The 19,652-nt window shown below is 40.4% G+C and carries 18 protein-coding genes; 5 read left to right on the top strand and 13 right to left on the bottom strand.

What is annotated here, in order from left to right; translation table 11 throughout:
* The first annotated feature begins 1 nt into the window (after nucleotide 1).
* Nucleotides 2–328, top strand: coding sequence for an SUF system Fe-S cluster assembly protein (locus IW16_RS02985; protein WP_034739534.1), 327 nt, complete (start codon nucleotides 2–4; stop codon nucleotides 326–328).
* A gap of 52 nt (nucleotides 329–380) precedes the next feature.
* Here the strand turns inward: IW16_RS02985 and IW16_RS02990 are convergent, their stop codons facing one another.
* The 13 genes from IW16_RS02990 to IW16_RS03050 all read right to left on the bottom strand — a co-directional run bounded on the left by IW16_RS02990 (nucleotide 381) and on the right by IW16_RS03050 (nucleotide 16,493).
* Entirely contained in the window at nucleotides 381–1,217 is an 837-nt protein-coding gene (locus IW16_RS02990) for a sulfurtransferase (protein WP_034739537.1), read from the bottom strand.
* Nucleotides 1,218–1,405: 188 nt separating this feature from the next.
* On the bottom strand, nucleotides 1,406–2,254 hold the full coding sequence (locus IW16_RS02995) for a hydroxymethylglutaryl-CoA lyase (RefSeq protein WP_034739538.1): 849 nt from the start codon (nucleotides 2,252–2,254) through the stop codon (nucleotides 1,406–1,408).
* 191 nt (nucleotides 2,255–2,445) lie between these two features.
* Nucleotides 2,446–3,972 (bottom strand): TSUP family transporter, encoded by a 1,527-nt coding sequence (locus tag IW16_RS03000; protein WP_034739540.1) that lies wholly within the window; start codon nucleotides 3,970–3,972, stop codon nucleotides 2,446–2,448.
* A gap of 5 nt (nucleotides 3,973–3,977) precedes the next feature.
* Nucleotides 3,978–6,854, bottom strand: coding sequence for a TonB-dependent receptor (locus IW16_RS03005; protein WP_051889866.1), 2,877 nt, complete (start codon nucleotides 6,852–6,854; stop codon nucleotides 3,978–3,980).
* Nucleotides 6,855–6,989: 135 nt separating this feature from the next.
* Entirely contained in the window at nucleotides 6,990–8,663 is a 1,674-nt protein-coding gene (locus IW16_RS03010; RefSeq protein ID WP_034739542.1) for an NADPH-dependent assimilatory sulfite reductase hemoprotein subunit, read from the bottom strand.
* An 18-nt stretch (nucleotides 8,664–8,681) separates the two neighbouring features.
* A complete protein-coding gene (locus tag IW16_RS03015) occupies nucleotides 8,682–10,391 on the bottom strand; it encodes a diflavin oxidoreductase (RefSeq protein WP_034739544.1) in 1,710 nt (569 codons plus the stop codon).
* Nucleotides 10,381–11,226 (bottom strand): uroporphyrinogen-III C-methyltransferase, encoded by an 846-nt coding sequence (gene cobA, locus IW16_RS03020; RefSeq protein WP_034739546.1) that lies wholly within the window; start codon nucleotides 11,224–11,226, stop codon nucleotides 10,381–10,383. The genes IW16_RS03015 and cobA overlap by 11 nt, the downstream gene beginning before the upstream one ends.
* Nucleotides 11,227–11,249: 23 nt before the next feature.
* Nucleotides 11,250–12,161 carry a cysteine synthase A gene (cysK, locus tag IW16_RS03025; RefSeq protein ID WP_034739548.1) on the bottom strand — a complete coding sequence of 304 codons (912 nt, stop codon included), beginning with the start codon at nucleotides 12,159–12,161 and terminating at the stop codon, nucleotides 11,250–11,252.
* A gap of 34 nt (nucleotides 12,162–12,195) precedes the next feature.
* Nucleotides 12,196–13,026 (bottom strand): serine O-acetyltransferase EpsC, encoded by an 831-nt coding sequence (gene epsC, locus IW16_RS03030; protein ID WP_034739550.1) that lies wholly within the window; start codon nucleotides 13,024–13,026, stop codon nucleotides 12,196–12,198.
* Between the two features lie 3 nt (nucleotides 13,027–13,029).
* Nucleotides 13,030–14,268, bottom strand: a complete 1,239-nt coding sequence (locus IW16_RS03035; protein WP_034739558.1) for a sulfate adenylyltransferase subunit 1 — start codon at nucleotides 14,266–14,268, stop codon at nucleotides 13,030–13,032.
* An 89-nt stretch (nucleotides 14,269–14,357) separates the two neighbouring features.
* The gene (gene cysD, locus IW16_RS03040; protein ID WP_034739561.1) at nucleotides 14,358–15,266 is read right to left on the bottom strand and encodes a sulfate adenylyltransferase subunit CysD; all 909 of its coding nucleotides are present in this window, start codon (nucleotides 15,264–15,266) and stop codon (nucleotides 14,358–14,360) included.
* 12 nt (nucleotides 15,267–15,278) lie between these two features.
* On the bottom strand, nucleotides 15,279–15,992 hold the full coding sequence (locus tag IW16_RS03045) for a phosphoadenylyl-sulfate reductase (RefSeq protein WP_034739565.1): 714 nt from the start codon (nucleotides 15,990–15,992) through the stop codon (nucleotides 15,279–15,281).
* A gap of 84 nt (nucleotides 15,993–16,076) precedes the next feature.
* The gene (locus tag IW16_RS03050) at nucleotides 16,077–16,493 is read right to left on the bottom strand and encodes an RrF2 family transcriptional regulator (RefSeq protein WP_072924434.1); all 417 of its coding nucleotides are present in this window, start codon (nucleotides 16,491–16,493) and stop codon (nucleotides 16,077–16,079) included.
* Between the two features lie 146 nt (nucleotides 16,494–16,639).
* On the opposite strand from IW16_RS03050, the gene pepT reads away from it, so the two are divergent.
* The 4 genes from pepT to IW16_RS03070 all read left to right on the top strand — a co-directional run bounded on the left by pepT (nucleotide 16,640) and on the right by IW16_RS03070 (nucleotide 19,625).
* Nucleotides 16,640–17,887 (top strand): peptidase T, encoded by a 1,248-nt coding sequence (gene pepT / locus IW16_RS03055; RefSeq protein WP_034739570.1) that lies wholly within the window; start codon nucleotides 16,640–16,642, stop codon nucleotides 17,885–17,887.
* A gap of 5 nt (nucleotides 17,888–17,892) precedes the next feature.
* Nucleotides 17,893–18,462 carry a hypothetical protein gene (locus IW16_RS03060; protein WP_034739572.1) on the top strand — a complete coding sequence of 190 codons (570 nt, stop codon included), beginning with the start codon at nucleotides 17,893–17,895 and terminating at the stop codon, nucleotides 18,460–18,462.
* Nucleotides 18,463–18,631: 169 nt separating this feature from the next.
* Nucleotides 18,632–18,880: a hypothetical protein gene (locus IW16_RS03065; protein ID WP_034739574.1), complete on the top strand. Its 249-nt coding sequence runs from the start codon at nucleotides 18,632–18,634 to the stop codon at nucleotides 18,878–18,880.
* Between the two features lie 148 nt (nucleotides 18,881–19,028).
* The gene (locus IW16_RS03070; RefSeq protein ID WP_034739576.1) at nucleotides 19,029–19,625 is read left to right on the top strand and encodes a porin family protein; all 597 of its coding nucleotides are present in this window, start codon (nucleotides 19,029–19,031) and stop codon (nucleotides 19,623–19,625) included.
* The last annotated feature ends 27 nt before the right edge of the window (nucleotides 19,626–19,652 follow it).

The raw sequence follows: 19,652 nt of genomic DNA on the forward strand, positions 1-19,652 counted from the left end.
AATGAAATTTACAGACGATCAAATTGCTGACATTGGTGAGGAAATCATCAAGGTCTTAAAATCCGTATATGACCCGGAAATTCCGGTAGATATTTACGAGTTAGGGCTGATATATGATGTACAGATTTCCGAAGAAGGCGATGTAAAAATTATAATGACCCTTACTACCCCAAACTGTCCGGTTGCAGAAACACTGCCACAGGAAGTAAAAGACAAGGTAGGAGAAGTAGAAGGTGTAAAAAGCGTAGACCTTGAGCTTACTTTTGAACCAAGCTGGAACAAAGATATGATGAGCGAAGAGGCCAAATTTGAATTGGGAATGCTTTAGTTCTGCATCGAGAAAAAATATAAAACCCGGAGATTTTCCGGGTTTTTTGCATTTAGATTTCTTTGGCTATTTCTTTTCCTTCTCTCCTGCTCCATTCGCTCCATGATCCCACATACAGATCAGCGATAGGGAAGCCTGCATACTCCAGAGCCAAAATAGTGTGACACGCAGTAACACCCGATCCACAATGGATAATAAGGTGTTGAGGCTTATCTTTTAAAAGTTCTGTATACTTTTGTTTTAAAACTTCAGGCTTCAGGAAATTTCCGTTCTCATCGAGGTTCTCCGAAAAAGGAATATTGATCGCTCCCGGAATATGTCCTGCTACCAGATCAATGGGCTCAGACTCTCCCCTGTATCGGTAGGCATCTCTTACATCTACAACCGTCGAAGAATGGTTTATTAATTCATTTTCAACAACTTCCAGCGCCTTAACCGGAAGAAGCCAATTTTCTTTTTTAATGACAGAAGCTTTTTCAAAAGTCTCTTCACCGGAAGAAAATTCTACACCTTCTTTCTCTGCAGACTGAATTCCTCCATCCAGAACCTGAACGTTTTCCAATCCAAAAGATTTCAACATCCACCAGGCTCTTGCTGCTGCATTGGCCCCATTTTTATCATCATATACGACTACATGAGAATTCTCTGAAATTCCAAGATTTGACAATGTTTCTGCAAATTTTTCAATAGCGGGAAGAGGATGTCTTCCACCAAAAGCAGCGTCTGCTCCAAGGTCAGCCAGATCTTTATCCAGATCTATAAAACGGGCTCCTTTGATATGCTTCTCAAGATAATTCTGACGAATATCCTTTCCTGCTCTGGCATCAAGGATAATAAGGTTTTCTCCTGAAAGTTTTTTAAAATCTGATGGTGAAATTATTGGTGACATTTTTTGTGATTTTGGGATTAAATGATCAGTTTTGGCTAAAGCCGAATGAGTACTTAATATAGGAAAGCGGGCTAAAACCCGCTCTTCTTAATTTATTTTGTCCCGGAGATTGCACAGATTTTTTTTGATGCTTCAAAAAAAATTCTATCTGCTTTATCTGTCCGATCTGCGCGAGCTTTATTTTTTATTTAAAAATGAAAAATATCCTTTGCTTTATTGTAGGAACTTTCAAAATTCAGCAGATTCAGTTTATGCTCCACTTTTTCTACGCTCATAAAGTTGATCACCTGTTCTGTAGGCATATTTCCTACAAGATCGTCTTTGGCCATAGGACATCCTCCGATTCCTTTAATGGCACTGTCGAATCTTCTGCAGCCATTATCATAAGCTGCTTTCAGTTTTGAATAGGAATCCTCATAACGGTTATGGAAATGTCCTCCAAAATTGATTTCAGGATATTTTGCAGGGATTTTTTCGAATAAAAGCGCAATGGTTTCAGGTGTTGCAACCCCTGTCGTATCAGAAAGCAGAACATCTTTAATTCCGATTTCAGAAAACCTCTTAGCCCAGAAATCGACATCCTCCCATTTCCACATTTCGCCGTATGGGTTTCCGAAAGCCATTGAAAAATAAATATTCAGCTGTCTGCCTTCACTTTTTACCAGTTCGAGCATTCTAATGATCTCGGCAAAAGCTTCTTCCTGACTTTTATTGGTATTTCTGTGTTGAAAAGTCTCAGAAATAGAAAATGGAAATCCAAGAATATCTACCGACTGATGTTTTAATGCTTTTTCGGCACCTCTGTAATTGGCGATAATTGCAGAAACTTTGGTATTGGATAAAGATTTATCTATATTTTTGGCAACCTCATCAGAATCAGCAAGCTGAGGAATTGACTTTGGAGATACGAAGCTCAGACAATCCAGTATATCATACCCAACTTCCATTAAAGAGTTGATGTAATCTATTTTTTTGTCAGTAGGGATAAATTCTCCCCAACCCTGCATTGCATCTCTCGGACATTCGGTTAGAAACATTGGTACTTTGATTTTCTCAAATATAATAAAAGTTAACAAGTTTATGTTAACCTGTTACAAAGCTAACATATTTTTGATTTTCAACCTTTTATATATAATTTAAAATTTCAATAACTAATATGCAGCTCCAGATAAACTATTCAAGACATGGAAACCTTTGGTTTATGCATTATATTCTTCACCAATATTATTTATATTAATGATTTTACAATCGTGATCAGGCTCATGACAATAACCACCACACCTACGACAGCAAACATTTTTTTCGCAGGAAGACGTGACGCAAACATCGCTGAAAAAGGAGCGGTAAAAACACCTCCCAAAAGAAGCCCCAGCACAATGTTCCAGTGATGAATTCCTATGGTGAAAATAAATGTCAGAGCACTTACAACAGTCAGTAAAAATTTAGCCATCGTGGAACTGCCTACCACATACCGCGGTGTCCTCCCGTCTTTAATCAAAGTTCCGGTCACTAAAGGTCCCCATCCTCCTCCCGCAAAAGAATCAATAAATCCTCCCGCTAATCCTAATATTCTGAGATTGGTTCTCTTTTTCCGTATATTTTTTCCTGATTTCTTATCTTTTCCTTTAAAAGCATTTCTAAGAATATTGAATCCGAGATACAGCGTGTAACAGGCGATTACAGGTTTTACAATATGCGCATAATATTCTCCAAAATAAGACAACGCAAATGCTCCGATAAAAGCACCAGCGGCAGCCACAGGAAATAACACCCAGACCATCTTTTTGTTGATATTTCCTAATTTATAATGGCTGATACTTCCTGCCGCCGAGGTAAATGATTCTGCTGAATGAATGCTTGCACTTACAACCGGTGGTGGAATATTAAGCAGCAGCAGGATGGTCGTACAGATCACTCCATATCCCATACCCATTGATCCTGCAACAATTTCAGCCAAAAAACCAGCCAACAGCATCCAGTAAAAAATATAACCGTCTTTGCTGAGAAAATGATGAATATCTCCAGACAGGTTGAACTGGAAAATGATCATTGCCAGCACGCCAAACAGGATCAGTACCCCCATGATTCCCAGGTAAATATTGGCTCTTCTTTGTGCTGTTTTGGCAATACTGATCAGTTTTTCCATCTCTAGTTTTGCTTCAGCAGGCTGTCTGCTTTTCTCATCCAGATAACTGGTAGTCAATCTGTTCAATTCCTTTACTTTATGGGTAAAATCACCTTTTAACTGATTTCGGATGTTCTGCATATTATCCAGAAGCCCTTCCATTTCCTCATCAGGAATTGTTTCTGTTAAGATCTCCCGTAATCTTTTGGCTACCGTCGGAGATTTTCCATTGGTTGACACTGCAATTTTAAGATTTCCCTTCCGGACAATAGAACCCAAATAAAAATCACAAAGCCCCGGTTTGTCCGCAATATTGACCAGAATATTATGCTGGTGCGCCCGGTTTCGGATCCGCTCTGCCAGACATATGTCATTCACTGCTACAATCGCAAGATCAGCGCTGTTAAAATCATTATCAGTATAGGACCGTTCATGCAGGGTAAGATTGGGATAATTCTGCTTGAGTTCTTTAACCTGGTCGCTGATTTCTTTTGCCACCAGCTTAATACGCGCTCCAGGGGAATTCGCCAGAACAGACTGCAGTTTTTCCAGTGCAATATTTCCGCCGCCAATGATAAGCAATGATAATTCCTCGAGCTTTAAGAATATGGGATATAAAGAGTTACTCATTGTATTTAAAGTTTTAGATCATAGGTAAATGCTACGTAGTACAGCCCTCCGACCTCTGGCCCTGCCGCATACTGGAAGTACCTGCGGTTAAGAAGATTGGTCGCTCCAATTTTTACACTTGCTTTTATTTCCGGAATCCTCCATGTTGCCTGTGCATCAATGGTGTAGTATGAAGGAATGGTTCCGGAAGCTAACGGACTTTCCCATAAGAAACTATCCTGCCATCTTGCGGCTACTGTAAATCCGATATTTTTGATAATCTCTCTGTTTCCAACACTTAGATTGACCGCCCATTTAGGCGTATTAAAAGCTGTAATAAAAAGATCTGAAGTATGGGTTGAGATAAGATCGTTATAAGACACGTTTACATTGACATTATAATTTCTCACGAGGTTGTAGCGTATACCCAAAGAAGTACCAAAGCTTTTGTACTTACTGGTACTGTTGGTATACACTCTATATCGGTCCTGCTTACTTCTGTCCAGCATCGCTAAAACAGCATTGTCGCTTCCGATATTTTCATTTTTAGGCACTGCAACTTCTACCTGTCCCAGGAAGCCTTCATAAACATTGTAATAAAAATCCCAGTCGATAACGAGTCTGCTGTTAAATAAAGCTGATTTATACCCTATTTCAAAAGAAGTCACCTTTTCGGGTTGCAGTTTCGGCAGATTTGCTGGCGTCAAAAGAGCTCTGTTTTTCAATGCTGCCTGATTCTGGTTCGATCCACCATCTACCTCTTTATTTACGGCAGAAATAAACTGGTCTATAGAAGCCAGCGTATAGGAATTTTCAAGATAACCCAGCCCATCATTAGCCTTTGAGAGCCCACCTACTCTTCTTACATTCCCATTATTAACGAATGATAATGCTTCAAATAAAGAAGGAAAACGGTATCCATTTTGGAAAGAGGCTCTGAAATTATGCTCGTTAACAGGAGAATAAACTATGCTCAGCCTAGGGTTCAATTTTGTTTCAAACTCGGGATTTCTGTCTGCACGAAGTGCCAGATTCACTTTTAATTTATCCTGGAAAAAAAGCTTGGTAAGCTGAACAAATGCACCATACTTCTGATAAATGACATTGTTCCCGAAAGTCCCATCGGATAAAGGGATATTTCTTTCGCTGACCGGTCTGTTAAAATCAACAAAGTTATTTCCGTCAGGCGTGATGCTGTAAAGACGGTAATCTGCTCCCGCAAGAAGATTAAAAATCTTTACAAATCGTGTAAAATCATAAGTTATTTCGCCCTGATAAAAACGGGATTTCTGTTCAAGCTTTGCTCCTCCTGTGGCAGGTGCTCCTGCAATTCCGGAATTGGCTGAATCCCAGTTATTAATCCCGATAATGGTATTTTTTAACTGTTCAAACGCTGCTGTGCCCGGAATCACCCGGTTTTTATCTGCTTGCTGTCTGGCTAAAATAAAAGCATCATTCAGATTAACTCCCGAATTGAGCCTGTCCTGCAAAGTAGTCTGAAAAATATTTTTCCAGTTGGTATTGGAAAGATTTGTAAGGTCCAGATTATCAGCCAAAGGCTTCAGATTATAAGAGTCTCCGGTATTCTCTATGGACATATACGCTCTGAATGTCAATTCTTTACCTGTAAGTTCCACTTTATGGTTCTGAACCGTTGCATTCTGAAGACGGATCTTGTTTCCCCGCTGAAAAGTACCATCCAGTAATCCATAGCGGTAGACATACGAGGTTTTCCACTGATCTCCAAAACGGTAGTATAATCCGGCATCAAATTTTATATTCTTCACTTCAGGGCTTATGAGATCCTTTTCATAGTACCCTGTTCTTGCAACATTAAAAGTGGTGGGTTTTCCATTATAATTCACTTTTACCGATGTCCTGTTGTTTCTTTCATCTCCGTATTTGTTCCAGAGATCTTCGGCCGGGTTATCGGAAAGTGAAAAATTGGGATTGGCGGTAATCAGTGAATTGGGATTCTGATCTGTTCGGTTATCCGAGATCCAGTCTACCCCACTGAAATAAGAGGCATTGACTTTCACCGCAAAGTTTTTATTGAGGACTTTGGCAACTCTGAATGCACTTTCGCCAAGGGCAGCCGTTTTGTGATTAACATGATCTACATGATTCACTCCTCCTCTGAAGTAAAGGCTTATCCCTTCCGAAGTAAACGGATCTTTGGTCTGAAGACTCGCCAATCCATTGACAGCATTCATTCCATACAGCGCAGAAGCCGCTCCGGGGGTAATTTCCATAGACTGAATATCCAATTCTGTAGGACCAATGGCATTTCCCAACGGAACTCCCAGCGTGGCAGACTGTACATCTACACCATCCACCAGCTGCATGAAGCGGAAGTTATTCGGAGAATTGAATCCTCTGGAATTGGGAACTTTTAAAGTAAGACTTGAGGTTAAAAGTTGTAATCCCTTCACATTCTCTAATGTTTCATAGAATGAGGCAGCGGGGCTTTCCCGGATGGTTTTAATATCAATTTTTTCAATCGCTATCGGTGATCTCAGAATTTTTTCCGGAACACGCGAAGCGGAAATAACAACCTCATTGATGATGGTGTTCTGAGGATTTAATTCGATAGCTATTTTACTGGACAATGAAAGTATCTCGGCAGTATGGGCCGCGAACCCTTCTTTGGTTACCACTATTCTGAAAGGTATTTTAACCCTTGTTCTCAGGTTGAAATTCCCTTCCTGATCGGTTACTGCAATATCCTGAGTATGTTCTACCCGGATCTGTGCTCCGGCAATGCCTTTATGGCTATCTGTATGTTTGATTATTCCGCTTAGTTCGATAAGCTGCTGTGCCTGTAAAACGGCAGTAAAGGAAAATGTCAGGAATAAGATCAGACTTATTTTCTGTTTAAGATATTTGTGGGATATGGATTTCACTTGTTTAAAATTTTAGGGTTAAAAATGATTTATGCGTCGTCAATTAATGAACAGCACATACACATTCGGATCCCTAAAAGATGATGGTAGTGTTTTCTGGCATTTTTCTGCCGGTAAAGAAGGTTGATCATATTCTTATTTTTGGGTTTGTAAATAGCGGTAAGAGAAATCACCAAATGTTTCTTCCGAATATCTTCCTTTCAGGTAGATTCCGAAAAGTTCATCCAGAGTCTCAAGAATTTCTCCTTCGCCGATGTTTTCTTTAAATTTTGTATTAAGACGCATTCCCAGCCTATCGCCTCCGATATGAAGATTGTATTTTCCGTAAGCCGTTCCTACAAATCCTATTTCGGCATTGGGTGATCTTCCGCATCCATTCGGACAGCCCGTCATTCTGATGGTGATATCTTCGTTTTGAAGTCCGTATTTTTGAAGGAGAGGTTCTATTTTTGTGACTAAAACAGGGAGATAACGCTGACCTTCCGCCAAAGCCAGTGAACAAGTGTTCAGTGCAACACAAGCCACGGAATTTTTACGCAACGCGCTGGCTTCTTCCGTATAAACTGAAATCCCATGTTCTTGAAGGATATTTTCAATTTCCGTTTTATCCTCTTCCCGGATATCGGAAAGAATCAGATTCTGATTACAGGTAAACCGGAAATTCACGTTTCCTGTTTGGGCAATTTTAAACAGCCCGGATTTTAAAGGATAATCTTCTGTATCCAGAACTCTCCCGTGCTCTACAAACAAAGTGTAAAACCATTTTCCTTCGTGATTTCGGGTCCAGCCGTAGCGGTCTTTTCTCTGTTCAAAATTAAATTCTCTGGCAGGTTCTAAACTAAATCCACATCTTTTTTCAACTTCCCTTCTATAGCCTTCGATGCCCAGCTTATCTATTGTATATTTTAATCTTGATAATTTTCTGTCGCTTCTGTTCCCGAAATCACGCTGTACCGTAATAATTTCATAGACTGCTCTCAGTAGTTTTTCTTCCGTGTCTACAAAACCTAAAAGGGAAGCCAGACGTGCATAGGTAGCATCATTTCCGTGGGTAGCACCAAGCCCTCCGCCTGCCGCAATATTGTAACCTACGATTCTGTCATCTTCAACGATGGCAATCAGCGCAATATCATTGATAAAAACATCGACATCATTGTTGGGAGGAATGGCAATTCCTATTTTCAGTTTTCTCGGCAGATATCTCTCCTGATACAATGGATCTTCCTCTGTTTTCCTGTCGATTACCAGCTCATCATCGATCCACAGATCATAATAGGATTTTGTTTTCGGAAGACACATTTCACTGATTTTTCCGGCCAGTTCAAAAACCTCATGATGTAATGGTGATTCGGAAGGATTTGAAGTACAGGTTACATTTCGGTTCACATCACCGCACGCTGCGATAGAATCCAGATGCTGTAAATTGAAATTCTGAATGGTCGGCTTCACATGAGATTTTAAAATTCCATGCAGCTGAATGGTCTGGCGGGTGGTAATTTTGATCACCCCTGTGGAATAGTTTTCTGCGATTTCATGAAGTCCCGCCCACTGTTCAGACGTTAAAAATCCTCCCGGAAGCCTCAATCTGATCATATACGAATACAGCCATTCCAATTTTTTTCCCACTCTTTCTTCGCGTCTGTCCCTGTCATCCTGCTGGTACATTCCATGGAATTTGATGAGGGTTTGGTCATCTTCTCTGATGGCTCCGGTAAAATCGTCCAAAAGGCTTTCCTTTAAGGTTCCCCTGAGTCCATTACTGCCGGTTTTTATCCTTTCTACCGGCGAAAGGTTATTCTTATCTGTCATATCGTATCCATTTATGATTTAATACACATCTTTAACATATCTCCCGTTGAGTTCCAGTTCTTCGAGATAATTCTGAGCCTCTTCCAGGCTGTGTTTTCCCTTATCCTGAATGATATTCAGAATGGTTTTTTCAACGTCTTTACTCATGGGTTCTCTGGCTCCGCAAACGTAAAGAGATGCTCCTGCCTCAAGCCAATGGAAGACTTCCTGTGCTTTTTGCTCCAGTTTGTGCTGAACATATACTTTTTCGGCGGTGTCTCTGGAAAAGGCAAGATCGAGATGGGTCAAAGTCCCTGTTTTTAGAAAATCCTGAAGTTCGGCCTGGTAAAGAAAGTCTGAAACGAAAGTCCGGTCTCCGAAAAAGAGCCAGTTTCTGCCCTCTCCTCCCAGAGCATCTCTTTCGTAGAGAAAAGACCTGAAAGGCGCAATACCCGTTCCCGGACCAATCATTATGACATCTTTTTCCGGCTTGGGAAGTCTGAAATGTTTGGCTTCCTGAATATAAAATTCGATGTCTTCACCTTCTTTAAATTCTGCCAGAAAACCACTGCACAGTCCGTTCTGCTTTTTATCATTGATGAAAAATTCTGATTTAGCGACGGTGATATGAATTACGCTGTCTCCATGGGCTTCCAGTGAGGAAGAAACAGAATACAAACGTGGTGACTGACCTGTTAGAGCAGGGATAAACTGTTCAAATTCATCCGCCCTTTTTACAGGATAAATTCTCAGCAAATCGAGAAGACTTAATCGTACTTCGGGAATAGCGTGGCCTGTGATCTGCGCATATTGAGCGACTGTTGTTTTAAGCAGATAGCTGATATTAAGATGTTTATAAAGCAGTTCTTCTGCTCCGGCCGTCAATTTCACTGTTTTAATCTGCTTTTCGGGATCAATTCCGGTTAAGCTAATAATTTCTTCTACTTCCTCTTTTTTATTAAAAGCTATCACTCCCAATGCATCACCGGGGCTGTACACAAGAGGCTCTTCTGTTTCTATTTCTATATGGTAGGTTTCTTTGTCTGAATCTCTATCATTGAGATTGATGATGGTTGAAATTTTTCCCTGGTATTTTTTTCTCGCTGTTGATGTTTTTAGGGTAACCACGCTTTTCTGGCTGCCTTCTGCTGTTTTATTAACCGTATCAAGAATGTGTTCTGTCCAGCTATACGCATCCTGTTCATAATCGACATCACATTTTTTAAGAGGAATTATTCTCTGAGCTCCCAGTACTTCAAAACGGGAATCGATGTCCTCGCCTGTTTTGCAGAACAGGGGATAACTACTATCTCCCAAGGCAAGTATTCCAAATTTCAGATGACTGATATCCAAATCATTTTCGTGAAGATGATCATAAAATTTTTTGGCAAGAATCGGTGGATCCCCTTCTCCCTGAGTACTGATAATAATGAAGAACAAATCTTCTTTGGCAAGATCTTTCGGCTTGTACTGGGAAAGGTCTGCCAGTTTTACCTGCACGGCTTTTTTCTTGAGAATTCCCGCAAGTTCTACTGCGAGTTTCTTACTGTTTCCGGTTTCAGTGCCATAGGCAAGGGTAATTTTCTTTGGAGAAACGGCGTTGGTATCAGCGCCCGAGGTAATCGGATGCTGTCCCACCGCAGATATTCCGGCAATTCCTGCCAGAAAACCACTGGCCCAAACGGCTTCATCTCTTGAAAAATCTCCTGATATTTCTTTAAGAGCTTTTAATTTAGTTTCAGACAGCATATTCCAGGATATTTTGATGGTTTGAGACTAAGGTTCCGTTGGTTACAGATTTAAAATAAATCCCTTCCTGTATAGGTGATTCCAGCCAGGAAAACTCTTCATGCAGATTCACCACCTTCCCGATCACCACCAGTGATGGAGATACAAAGTCTTTATTTCCAAAGTTTTGCTGAAAATCTTCCAGAGAAGAGGTGTAGACTTTCTGATAAGGTGTCGTTGCCTGTTCTATGATGGCTATTTTCTTACCCTCCGTTTTCCCCAAGGTCAGAAACTTTTCTATCAGGCTGTTCAGATTTCCTTTAGACATATAAAAGACAAGCGTGTCATCGGATGCTCCAAGTTCTTTCCAGTAGGCATCGCTGAGGATTTCTTTTTTATAATAGGTCAGAAAGCGCACAGATGTGGCATATCCTCTGGCTGTTAGCGGTATTCCTGCATAGGCCGCTGCTCCGGATGCTGCTGTGATTCCCGGGATGATTTCAAATGCGATATGATGTTCTTTCAAAGCTTTCAGTTCATCCAAAACATTGGAAAAAAAAGAGATGTCCCCACCTTTGAGTCTTACCACAGTTTTGCCTAGTAAAGCAAACTCTACAATCAGGGTATTGATATGGGACTGTGGGGTAGAAGCTTTTTTACTGCATTCTTTTCCCACGTAGATGATTTCGGAATTCTTATTTGCGTAACGGTCTATAATCTCAGGACTTACGAGACGATCACACAGGATGACATCGGCTGAAGCAATGGCTTTTACGGCCTTTACAGTGATCAGATCAGGGTCGCCGGGTCCTGCACCGACAAGGTAAACCTTTGGTGTGCTGTTGTTTTTTTTCATTTTAAATCTTCTTTTGGATGTGTCTAGAAAAGTCCTTCGATGGACAGATATCTTTCGCCCGTGTCGTAATTCACGGTGAGTACAGTAGATCCTACAGGGATCTGAGGAAGTTTTTTGGCCACTGCTGCTAAGGCGGCTCCAGTAGAAATTCCTACGAAGAGTCCTTCTTTTTTGGCAGCTTCCTTAGTAAACTCAAAAGCTTCATCTTTATTGATCTGTACAATTTCATCCAGCAGTTCTGCATCAAGGATTGAAGGAACAAATCCTGCTCCCAGGCCCTGAAGCGGGTGTGGTGCCGGAGCTCCTCCACTAAGAACAGGGGACAATTCAGGTTCTACAGCAATCACTTTGATGTTGGGAAATTTTTGTTTCAATACCTGGGCAAGTCCGGTGATGTGTCCTCCGGTTCCTACCCCGGTGATCAGGTAATCCAGTCCTTCCGGAAAGTCTTTCAGAATTTCCTGGGCAGTGGTTTCAACATGTACTTTCACATTTGCTGGATTGTCAAACTGTCTTGGAATCCATGAATTTGCAGTTTCATTCGCCAGTTCTTCCGCTTTCTCAATGGCTCCCTTCATTCCTTGCTCTCTTGGAGTCAGAACGAATTGAGCTCCGTAAGATTCCATAATTTTCCGGCGTTCCAAACTCATGCTTTCGGGCATCACTAGAATAAGCTTATAGTTTTTTACCGCAGCAACCAGAGCAAGTCCGATGCCTGTATTTCCGCTTGTAGGTTCTATAATGACACTGTTTTCGTTCAGCAGTCCTTTAGCTTCTGCATCTTCGATCATTGATAAAGCAATCCTGTCTTTGATGCTTCCTCCGGGATTGGCTTTTTCCAGTTTGATCCAGACTTCATGTCCTGTATCGAAGAGCTTATTAATTTTTACGACCGGGGTATTTCCGATGGTTTCTAATGTGTTTTGGAACTTCATACCGATTCAATTTTATGTTGTTTTGTTGTTGATGTTATATCACAAATGTTAAAGATTCAGGAAGTGTTCCGTTATCTTTTATCTTTATTTCACTTTTATTATAAACCAGAGAGCTGGAAGGAACGTTTTGTGTAATCCATACATTTCCTCCGATAATACTGTCTCTGCCGATGGTTGTATTCCCTCCTAAAATGGTGGCTCCGGAATATATAATAACATGGTCTTCAATATTGGGATGCCTTTTCTCATTGGCCTTGTCCTTTGAAACATTTAAAGCTCCCAGTGTTACCCCCTGATACAGCTTTACATGATTTCCAATCTCTGTGGTCTCTCCGATCACGATTCCTGTTCCATGGTCGATAAAGAAATATTTTCCAATAACCGCACCCGGATGGATGTCTATCCCGGTCCTGCTATGCGCATATTCCGAGATCACCCGGGGCAGGATTTTTACCTTTTGAATCCAGAGCTGATGGGAGATCCTGTACACATACGTGGCAAAAAAGCCCGGATATGAGAGGAGTATTTCTTCCAAAGACTCTGTTGCGGGATCAAATTCTAAAATAGATTCAGCGTCCAAAACCAATGTGCTGTAGATATCAGGTAATGCGAAAAAGAACCGGTCTGTCTGCTTTATGGCAAAAACCTCATCCTCTGATGCGTTTATTATCAGATCAAAAAGAATTTTCCGCAAGTTTTTAAATCCGTCATGAAGCTGATCTTCAGTATTTGTTTTTTGTGGAAGAAACATGAGAATATACAGGCCTCTGACAAAATTTTCCATTTTGTTCTTATCAAAGAATCCCTGAGAACTACTCTTTTTCTTTTCAAGGATCTGCTTAATAAAATGTTCTGAAACTTTCATTTTTTACTGAATTATACATGCTGCAACGGTAGCATTAGAGGTTTCATCTACCAGAATAGCCGATCCCGTCTTTTTATTGCTTATAAAATCATCAAAAACCAAAGGCTGCGCTGTCTTAATGACTACTTTTGCGATCTCATTGAGCTTTATTTCTCCTTCTACAGTTTCCTGTTCCAGGGTATTGACATTGATCTTGTAATCTACCTGTTTTACCACGGCCCTGAGCTGTCTGCTGTGATGCTGTATCAGATATTTATTACCCGGCTGCAGGCTTTTATGGTCGAGCCAGCACAGCAGTACCTCTACTTCTTTCTCAACGCTGGGAAGTTCTTCTGCTGATGCAAAGAGGTCTCCTCTGCTGATATCGATGTCTTCTTTAATCTGAATGACAGCAGGCTGTCCTTCAGAGGTTTCCTGAACCTCAGTTCCATTCACTTCTATGGAAGATATTTCAGTAATGATCCCTGCAGGAAGTATTGCGATTTTATCTCCTTTCTGAAAACTTCCGCTGATGATCTGCCCTGCATACCCCCGATAATCATGGAGTTCCTCTGTCTGAGGACGGATCACATACTGTACCTGGAAACGGCTGCCACTGTTGTGCACTTCATCAAGCTGTACTTCTTCCAGATAATCCAGCAGCGAACTTCCCTGATACCAGCCTGTGGTGGATGACAGAGAAACAATATTATCTCCTTTCAGTGCAGAAATCGGAAAATAGGTGACATCATTCAAGCCCAGACCTTCTGCCATCTTTGAATAATCTGCTTTAATGGTTTCAAAAACGTCTTCTGAATAATCCACCATATCCATTTTGTTGATCGCAACCGCCACTTTTTTCAGTTGAAGCAGTGAAGCGATAATAGAATGTCTTCTAGTTTGTTCAATAACTCCTTTCCTTGCATCAATCAGAATCACCATAAGATCTGAATTGGAAGCTCCAGTAATCATATTCCGTGTGTACTGGACATGTCCCGGAGCATCCGCAATGATAAATTTTCTTTTTGACGTCGAAAAATACCGGTAGGCAACATCAATGGTAATTCCCTGTTCTCTTTCTGCACGGAGACCGTCCGTTAAAAGGGCTAGATCTACTCCGTCTTCATTTTTATTTTTGGAATGTTTTTCAAGGACTTCCAGCTGATCCTGCAAAATACTTTTGCTATCGTACAGCAGTCTTCCGATGAGGGTGCTTTTCCCGTCATCTACGCTTCCTGCTGTTATAAATCTTAATATATCCACGTTTGTCTTTTTAAAAATGATTAATGATGAGCGATACATTCGCTGTAGATTATTTTTACTGCGCTATAATACTTATTACTTATAGCTCATTAAAAGTATCCACCCTTCTTTCGGTCTTCCATGGCTGCTTCTGTCACCCGGTCGTCAATTCTGGTTTCTCCTCTTTCTGAAATTCGGGTAGCAGTAATCTCCTCAATGACTTTATCTATTGTCACCGCGTCGGATTCTACAGCTGCTGTACAGGTCATATCCCCAACAGTACGGTAGCGTATCCGTTTTGTAATCACCCTATCATTTTCTTCCAACACAGCAAATTCTGAATTCGCGATCCAGTGTCCGTTAAGGTCCACCACTTCCCTTTCGTGCGAAAAGTAAATAGAAGGCAGATCTATATGCTCTCTCCTGATATAATTCCAGACATCCAGTTCTGTCCAGTTGCTTATCGGGAATACCCTTACGTTTTCTCCTTTATGAATTTTTCCATTGAAAATATTCCACAGCTCAGGTCTTTGAAGTTTGGGATCCCATTGTCCAAACTCATCCCGAACAGAGAATATTCTTTCTTTAGCCCTGGCTTTTTCCTCATCTCTACGGGCTCCGCCGATGCATGCATCAAATTCGAATTCTTCAATTGCATCAAGGAGGGTAAAGGTTTGCAGCCAGTTCCGGCTTGGAAATTTCCCTTTGGGTTCTGTCAGTTTTCTTTTATGAATGGTATCTTCCACTTTTCGTACAACAAGATCTACATTCATCTCTGCCGCCAGGTGATCCCTGAAGTCCAGAACCTCCTGGAAGTTGTGTCCGGTATCTACATGAACAAAGGTAAAAGGTATTTTCCCGTGAGGAAAAGCCTTTGCGGCAAGATGGGCCAGTACAATACTGTCTTTTCCGCCGCTGAACAGTAAAGCAGGACGTTCAAACTGTCCCGCCACCTCCCGTAAAATATAGATGGACTCAGCTTCTAACTGATCTAAATAATTCAAATGATATAATGACATATTTTATTTTTTTTATTGATGAACATGCAGGCCGCATTCTTTCTTATCGGCATCCTCCCACCACCATCGGCCGGCTCTGAAATCTTCTCCTTCCTTAATTGCTCTGGTACAGGGTTCACATCCAATGCTTACAAATCCTTTTTTGTGAAGCTGGTTATAAGGAAGGTGATAGGCTTTTACATAGTCTTGCACCTGTTCTGTGGTCCAGTGCAGGATAGGATGAAACTTAATGACCTGATGATCCGGATCCCATTCCAGCTGTGGCATTTCTTTTCTTCCTGCCGAATGTTCCGACCTTAAGCCTGTGATCCAGACCTTGTATCCCTGAAGTGCCTTTTTTAAAGGAATAACCTTTCGGATATTACAGCAGGCTTTTCTCTTTTCTACCGATTGATAAAAAGAATCCGGTCCGTTTTCTGACACCAACTGCTGCAGAGATTCAGGATCCGGATAATATGCTTTAATTTTTTTTTTGAAGAATGCTCTGGAGGAAGTCCAGGTTTCATAGGTCTGCTCAAAAAGTCTTCCCGTATCCAGCGTAAAAATATCAATATTCAAGTTTTTTATCAGATGAGTTACTACCTGATCTTCATAACTGAAGCTGGTAGAAAAGATGACTTCTCCAGGAAACCTGTTGGCAAGAACTTCTAAAAAACCATCATTGAAAGCACCTACAGAGGCCTTTTCCAGTAATTGATTGAATTCTATTTTCAGGGGATTTTCCATTTTGAATTGAAATTAACTCCTGCAAATATATATAAATCCTATTTATCCTACCAAATTAGTAGGATATAAAAATTAAAAAAAATTTCAGCTGTTTTTTATAAAGGAAGTCAAAGTCGCTTCCATCATGCTTTTCCTTGTTTTTTCTCTTACAATCATCAATTCATTTCTCAGATAACAGGTTGCCTCATCGACACAGTCATCACAAGGTTCGTAAAAGTTCAATGAAATACAGGGTGTTAAGGCAATGGGGCCTTCGAAAATACGATAGATATCCGCCAACGAAACATCGTCAGGAGACTTCAGGAGATAATACCCTCCGGCATTTCCCTGTTTGCTGTTGACTAACTTGGCTCTTTTCAATTCGAGAAGAATCTGCTCTAAAAACTTTTTGGAAATATTCTCATCCTGTGCAATAATAGCAGTCGATAAAAATCCCTGATTGTAGTTTCTTGCCAACCTAACCATTGCTTTCAAAGCATATTTGCAACGTTTGGACATCATAATTGATGCAAGTTATAACAATTTATTTAATTTCCGAAATTGCGGATTGAGATTAGAAAAATCAATTCCTGCTACCCTCTGAAAATATCCCTCAAAGTTCAGATTTGAAAAATTTACATTGTATATTTGTTGGAAATTTATGATCGATGAGTATAATAGAATTCAACCCATTGTGGAAAGAGAAATTACTGAACCGTTTTCTCGCGTATGTAAAAATATATTCAACCAGTGATGCGGAAAGCGAAGCAACCCCTTCTACACCGCGACAGTGGGACATTGCAAAGTATATTGCAGAGGAACTGAAAACGATCGGCCTGGCAGATGTTTCCATTGATGACAACGGGTATATTATGGGATATGTTCCTTCTAACCTGGAGAATGACAACACCCCTACAATAGGATTTATTTCACATTATGATACATCTCCTGATTTCAGCGGAGAAAATGTAAAACCACAAATCTGGGAAAACTATGACGGAGGAGATCTTCTTTTGAATGAAACTACAGGATTCACCCTGTCTTCTTCAAAATTTGAGAGCTTAAAAAAATATATCGGACAAACACTTATCACTACAGACGGGAATACCCTTCTTGGAGCTGATGATAAAGCGGGATGTGCAGAAATTGTAACGGCTGCCGAATACCTTATCGCTCATCCGGAAATCAAACACGGAAGAATTGCTGTAGGATTTACCCCTGATGAAGAAATCGGAAGAGGAGCGCATAAGTTTGATGTTGCCAAATTCGGTGCAGAATGGGCTTATACTATGGATGGAAGTGAAGTTGGAGAATTGGAATATGAAAATTTCAATGCTGCAGGAGCTGTAGTGAAAATCCACGGATTGAGTGTTCACCCAGGTTATGCTTACGGAAAGATGATCAATGCTGCCCTTTTAGCCGCTGAATTTATACAGTTGCTTCCAGCTAATGAAACTCCGGCTACCACTAAAGGTTTTGACGGATTTTATCATTTAATGGATGTTACAGCTGATATTTCTGAAGCTAAGCTTCAATATATTATTCGTGACCATGATGAGGAAAAATATGAAGCCAGAAAAAAATTCATGGAGGAAAAAGTGGCTGAATTCAACCAAAAGCATGGTGAAGGAACCGCTGAAGTTGAAATCAAAGAACAGTACCGTAACATGAAGCAGCAGTTTGAAGGAAAAATGCACATCATCGACCTTGCTGCAAAAGCTATGAAAGAAGCTGATATTGAACCCAAAATCAAAGCCATCAGAGGTGGTACAGACGGCGCTCAGCTATCCTATATGGGACTCCCTTGCCCAAACATTTTTGCCGGAGGAATGAACTTCCACGGTCCTTACGAATATGTAGCTTTGGAAAGCATGGAGAAAGCAGTTGAAGTGATCATTAATATTGTAAAAGCTTAATACTGATGAAAAAACTTTCAGCATTAGCATTTATTTTGATCTTTGCTTTCAGCAGCGCTCAGGTATCTGAATTTCAGAAAGCTGACTCCCGGTATGAAAGAAAAATAAAGTCTCTGTACAAGAAATATCCGAAGCCTAATGATGAAAGAACCAAGCAGGAGTGGCTCCTTACGGAAGCAAAAATATCAGCCTATAAAAATGCTTTAGAAAAGATCTCTGAAGAAGAGAAGAAAATAGCGGCTGATGTCACGTCCCCCGTGACCCCAAAGATTACTAAGGAAGCTGAATATGAATCTGGAAAGGCCTCTTTTCAAAAGTTTTTGAACGAAGCTGTGGATCTTACTTTCCTGAATTTTGCAGTCAATCCTTATAAAATAAATTTAAAATTTACTTTAGACTCTAAGGGAAATATCTATCACGTAAAAGTAAAAGGCAATAACCAGGATGTTAACGCATTTATAGAAGCAGGCTTTTACCGCATCAAAGATAAGGGCAGATGGAAACCGGCAGAATCCAATGGAAAACCGGTATCGTCTGTAGTCAATCTTCCATTACAGTTAAATTTCAGTAAATAAGATAAGTAAACCCGTTACCTGTGTAGCGGGTTTGTTTTTTCCCACCGTCAATTAAACAACCGATATACCAAAATTCCTATCCTTTATTTCCCTTAATGATGAAAACTGTTCGATTTTTTTATTATATTTACTTTAACATCAGACTATTAACTTTAAAAATTAAATCATCATGAGAACAATTAAAAAAATTTCAAGAAAAGATCTGTCAACCATACTTGGTGGCGGAATAGATACCTGCCATATGAATGGCGATTCTGCCTATTGCTATACTGACTGTGAATGTGCTTTCGGAAGAGGATGCGAAATGTATGATGACGGAAATCCAGGAAGATGTATTAGTGTAGGAGGAGGAAATCCTGGTGGAGGCGGTACGGGCGGATGCACTCCTCCAACCATTTGTGTGGAAGAACCTTTTTAAAAGATCCATGTCGGAAGTCATCACTTCCGATTTTTTTGCTTTTTCAGGTAAAAACAGGTCCTTGTCACAGGATTTCTGCCATTCATCAAATAAAGTTTTATTCCGTGACCCATAGTTGTTGTTTTGCATCAAATTATTACAGCAATTTATGAAACAGACGTTTTTAGCACTAAGCACATTTTTATTATGCATGATGGGTTTTATTGAAACCCGTGCGCAGCAGACTCCCGCATTCCACATCGGAATCAAAGGCGGGGCAAATTTTACAAAAACCTCTTCGGAGTCCTCCACCTTGGAAGGGAAATACGGCTTCGGCTATCAGGGAGGAGTCATGACAAGAATGGATATAGGAAGCCTTTATGTACAAGGAGAAGCTTTATTCAACAAAAGAAAAACCTCCTTCGAAAGCAATGACGGAAGCTCAGCAAAATTAAGCTGGAATTCTATTGACATACCTGTCGTAGTTGGTTATAAGATCATCAACACGAAGGATTTTAATGTAAGAGCATTCGCCGGAGGAGTTTACAGCTATGCTTTTAAGAACAATTTATCAACTTCCAAAGCATTGCAGGACGGTTTTAAAAACTTTGACAAATCCAACATAGGAATCACCGGAGGTGTAGGTGTAGACTATAAAAATTTCACGGCAGACCTCAGATATGAAACAGGGCTTTCAAGCATCAGCAAAGATTTCAAATCCAAGCCACATAGCTTTACGCTCGGAATAGGATATTTCTTATTCTAAGAACTTCAATTATCTTTACGCATTAGA

This window comes from Chryseobacterium vrystaatense, assembly GCF_000737765.1.
Lineage (GTDB): Bacteria > Bacteroidota > Bacteroidia > Flavobacteriales > Weeksellaceae > Chryseobacterium > Chryseobacterium vrystaatense.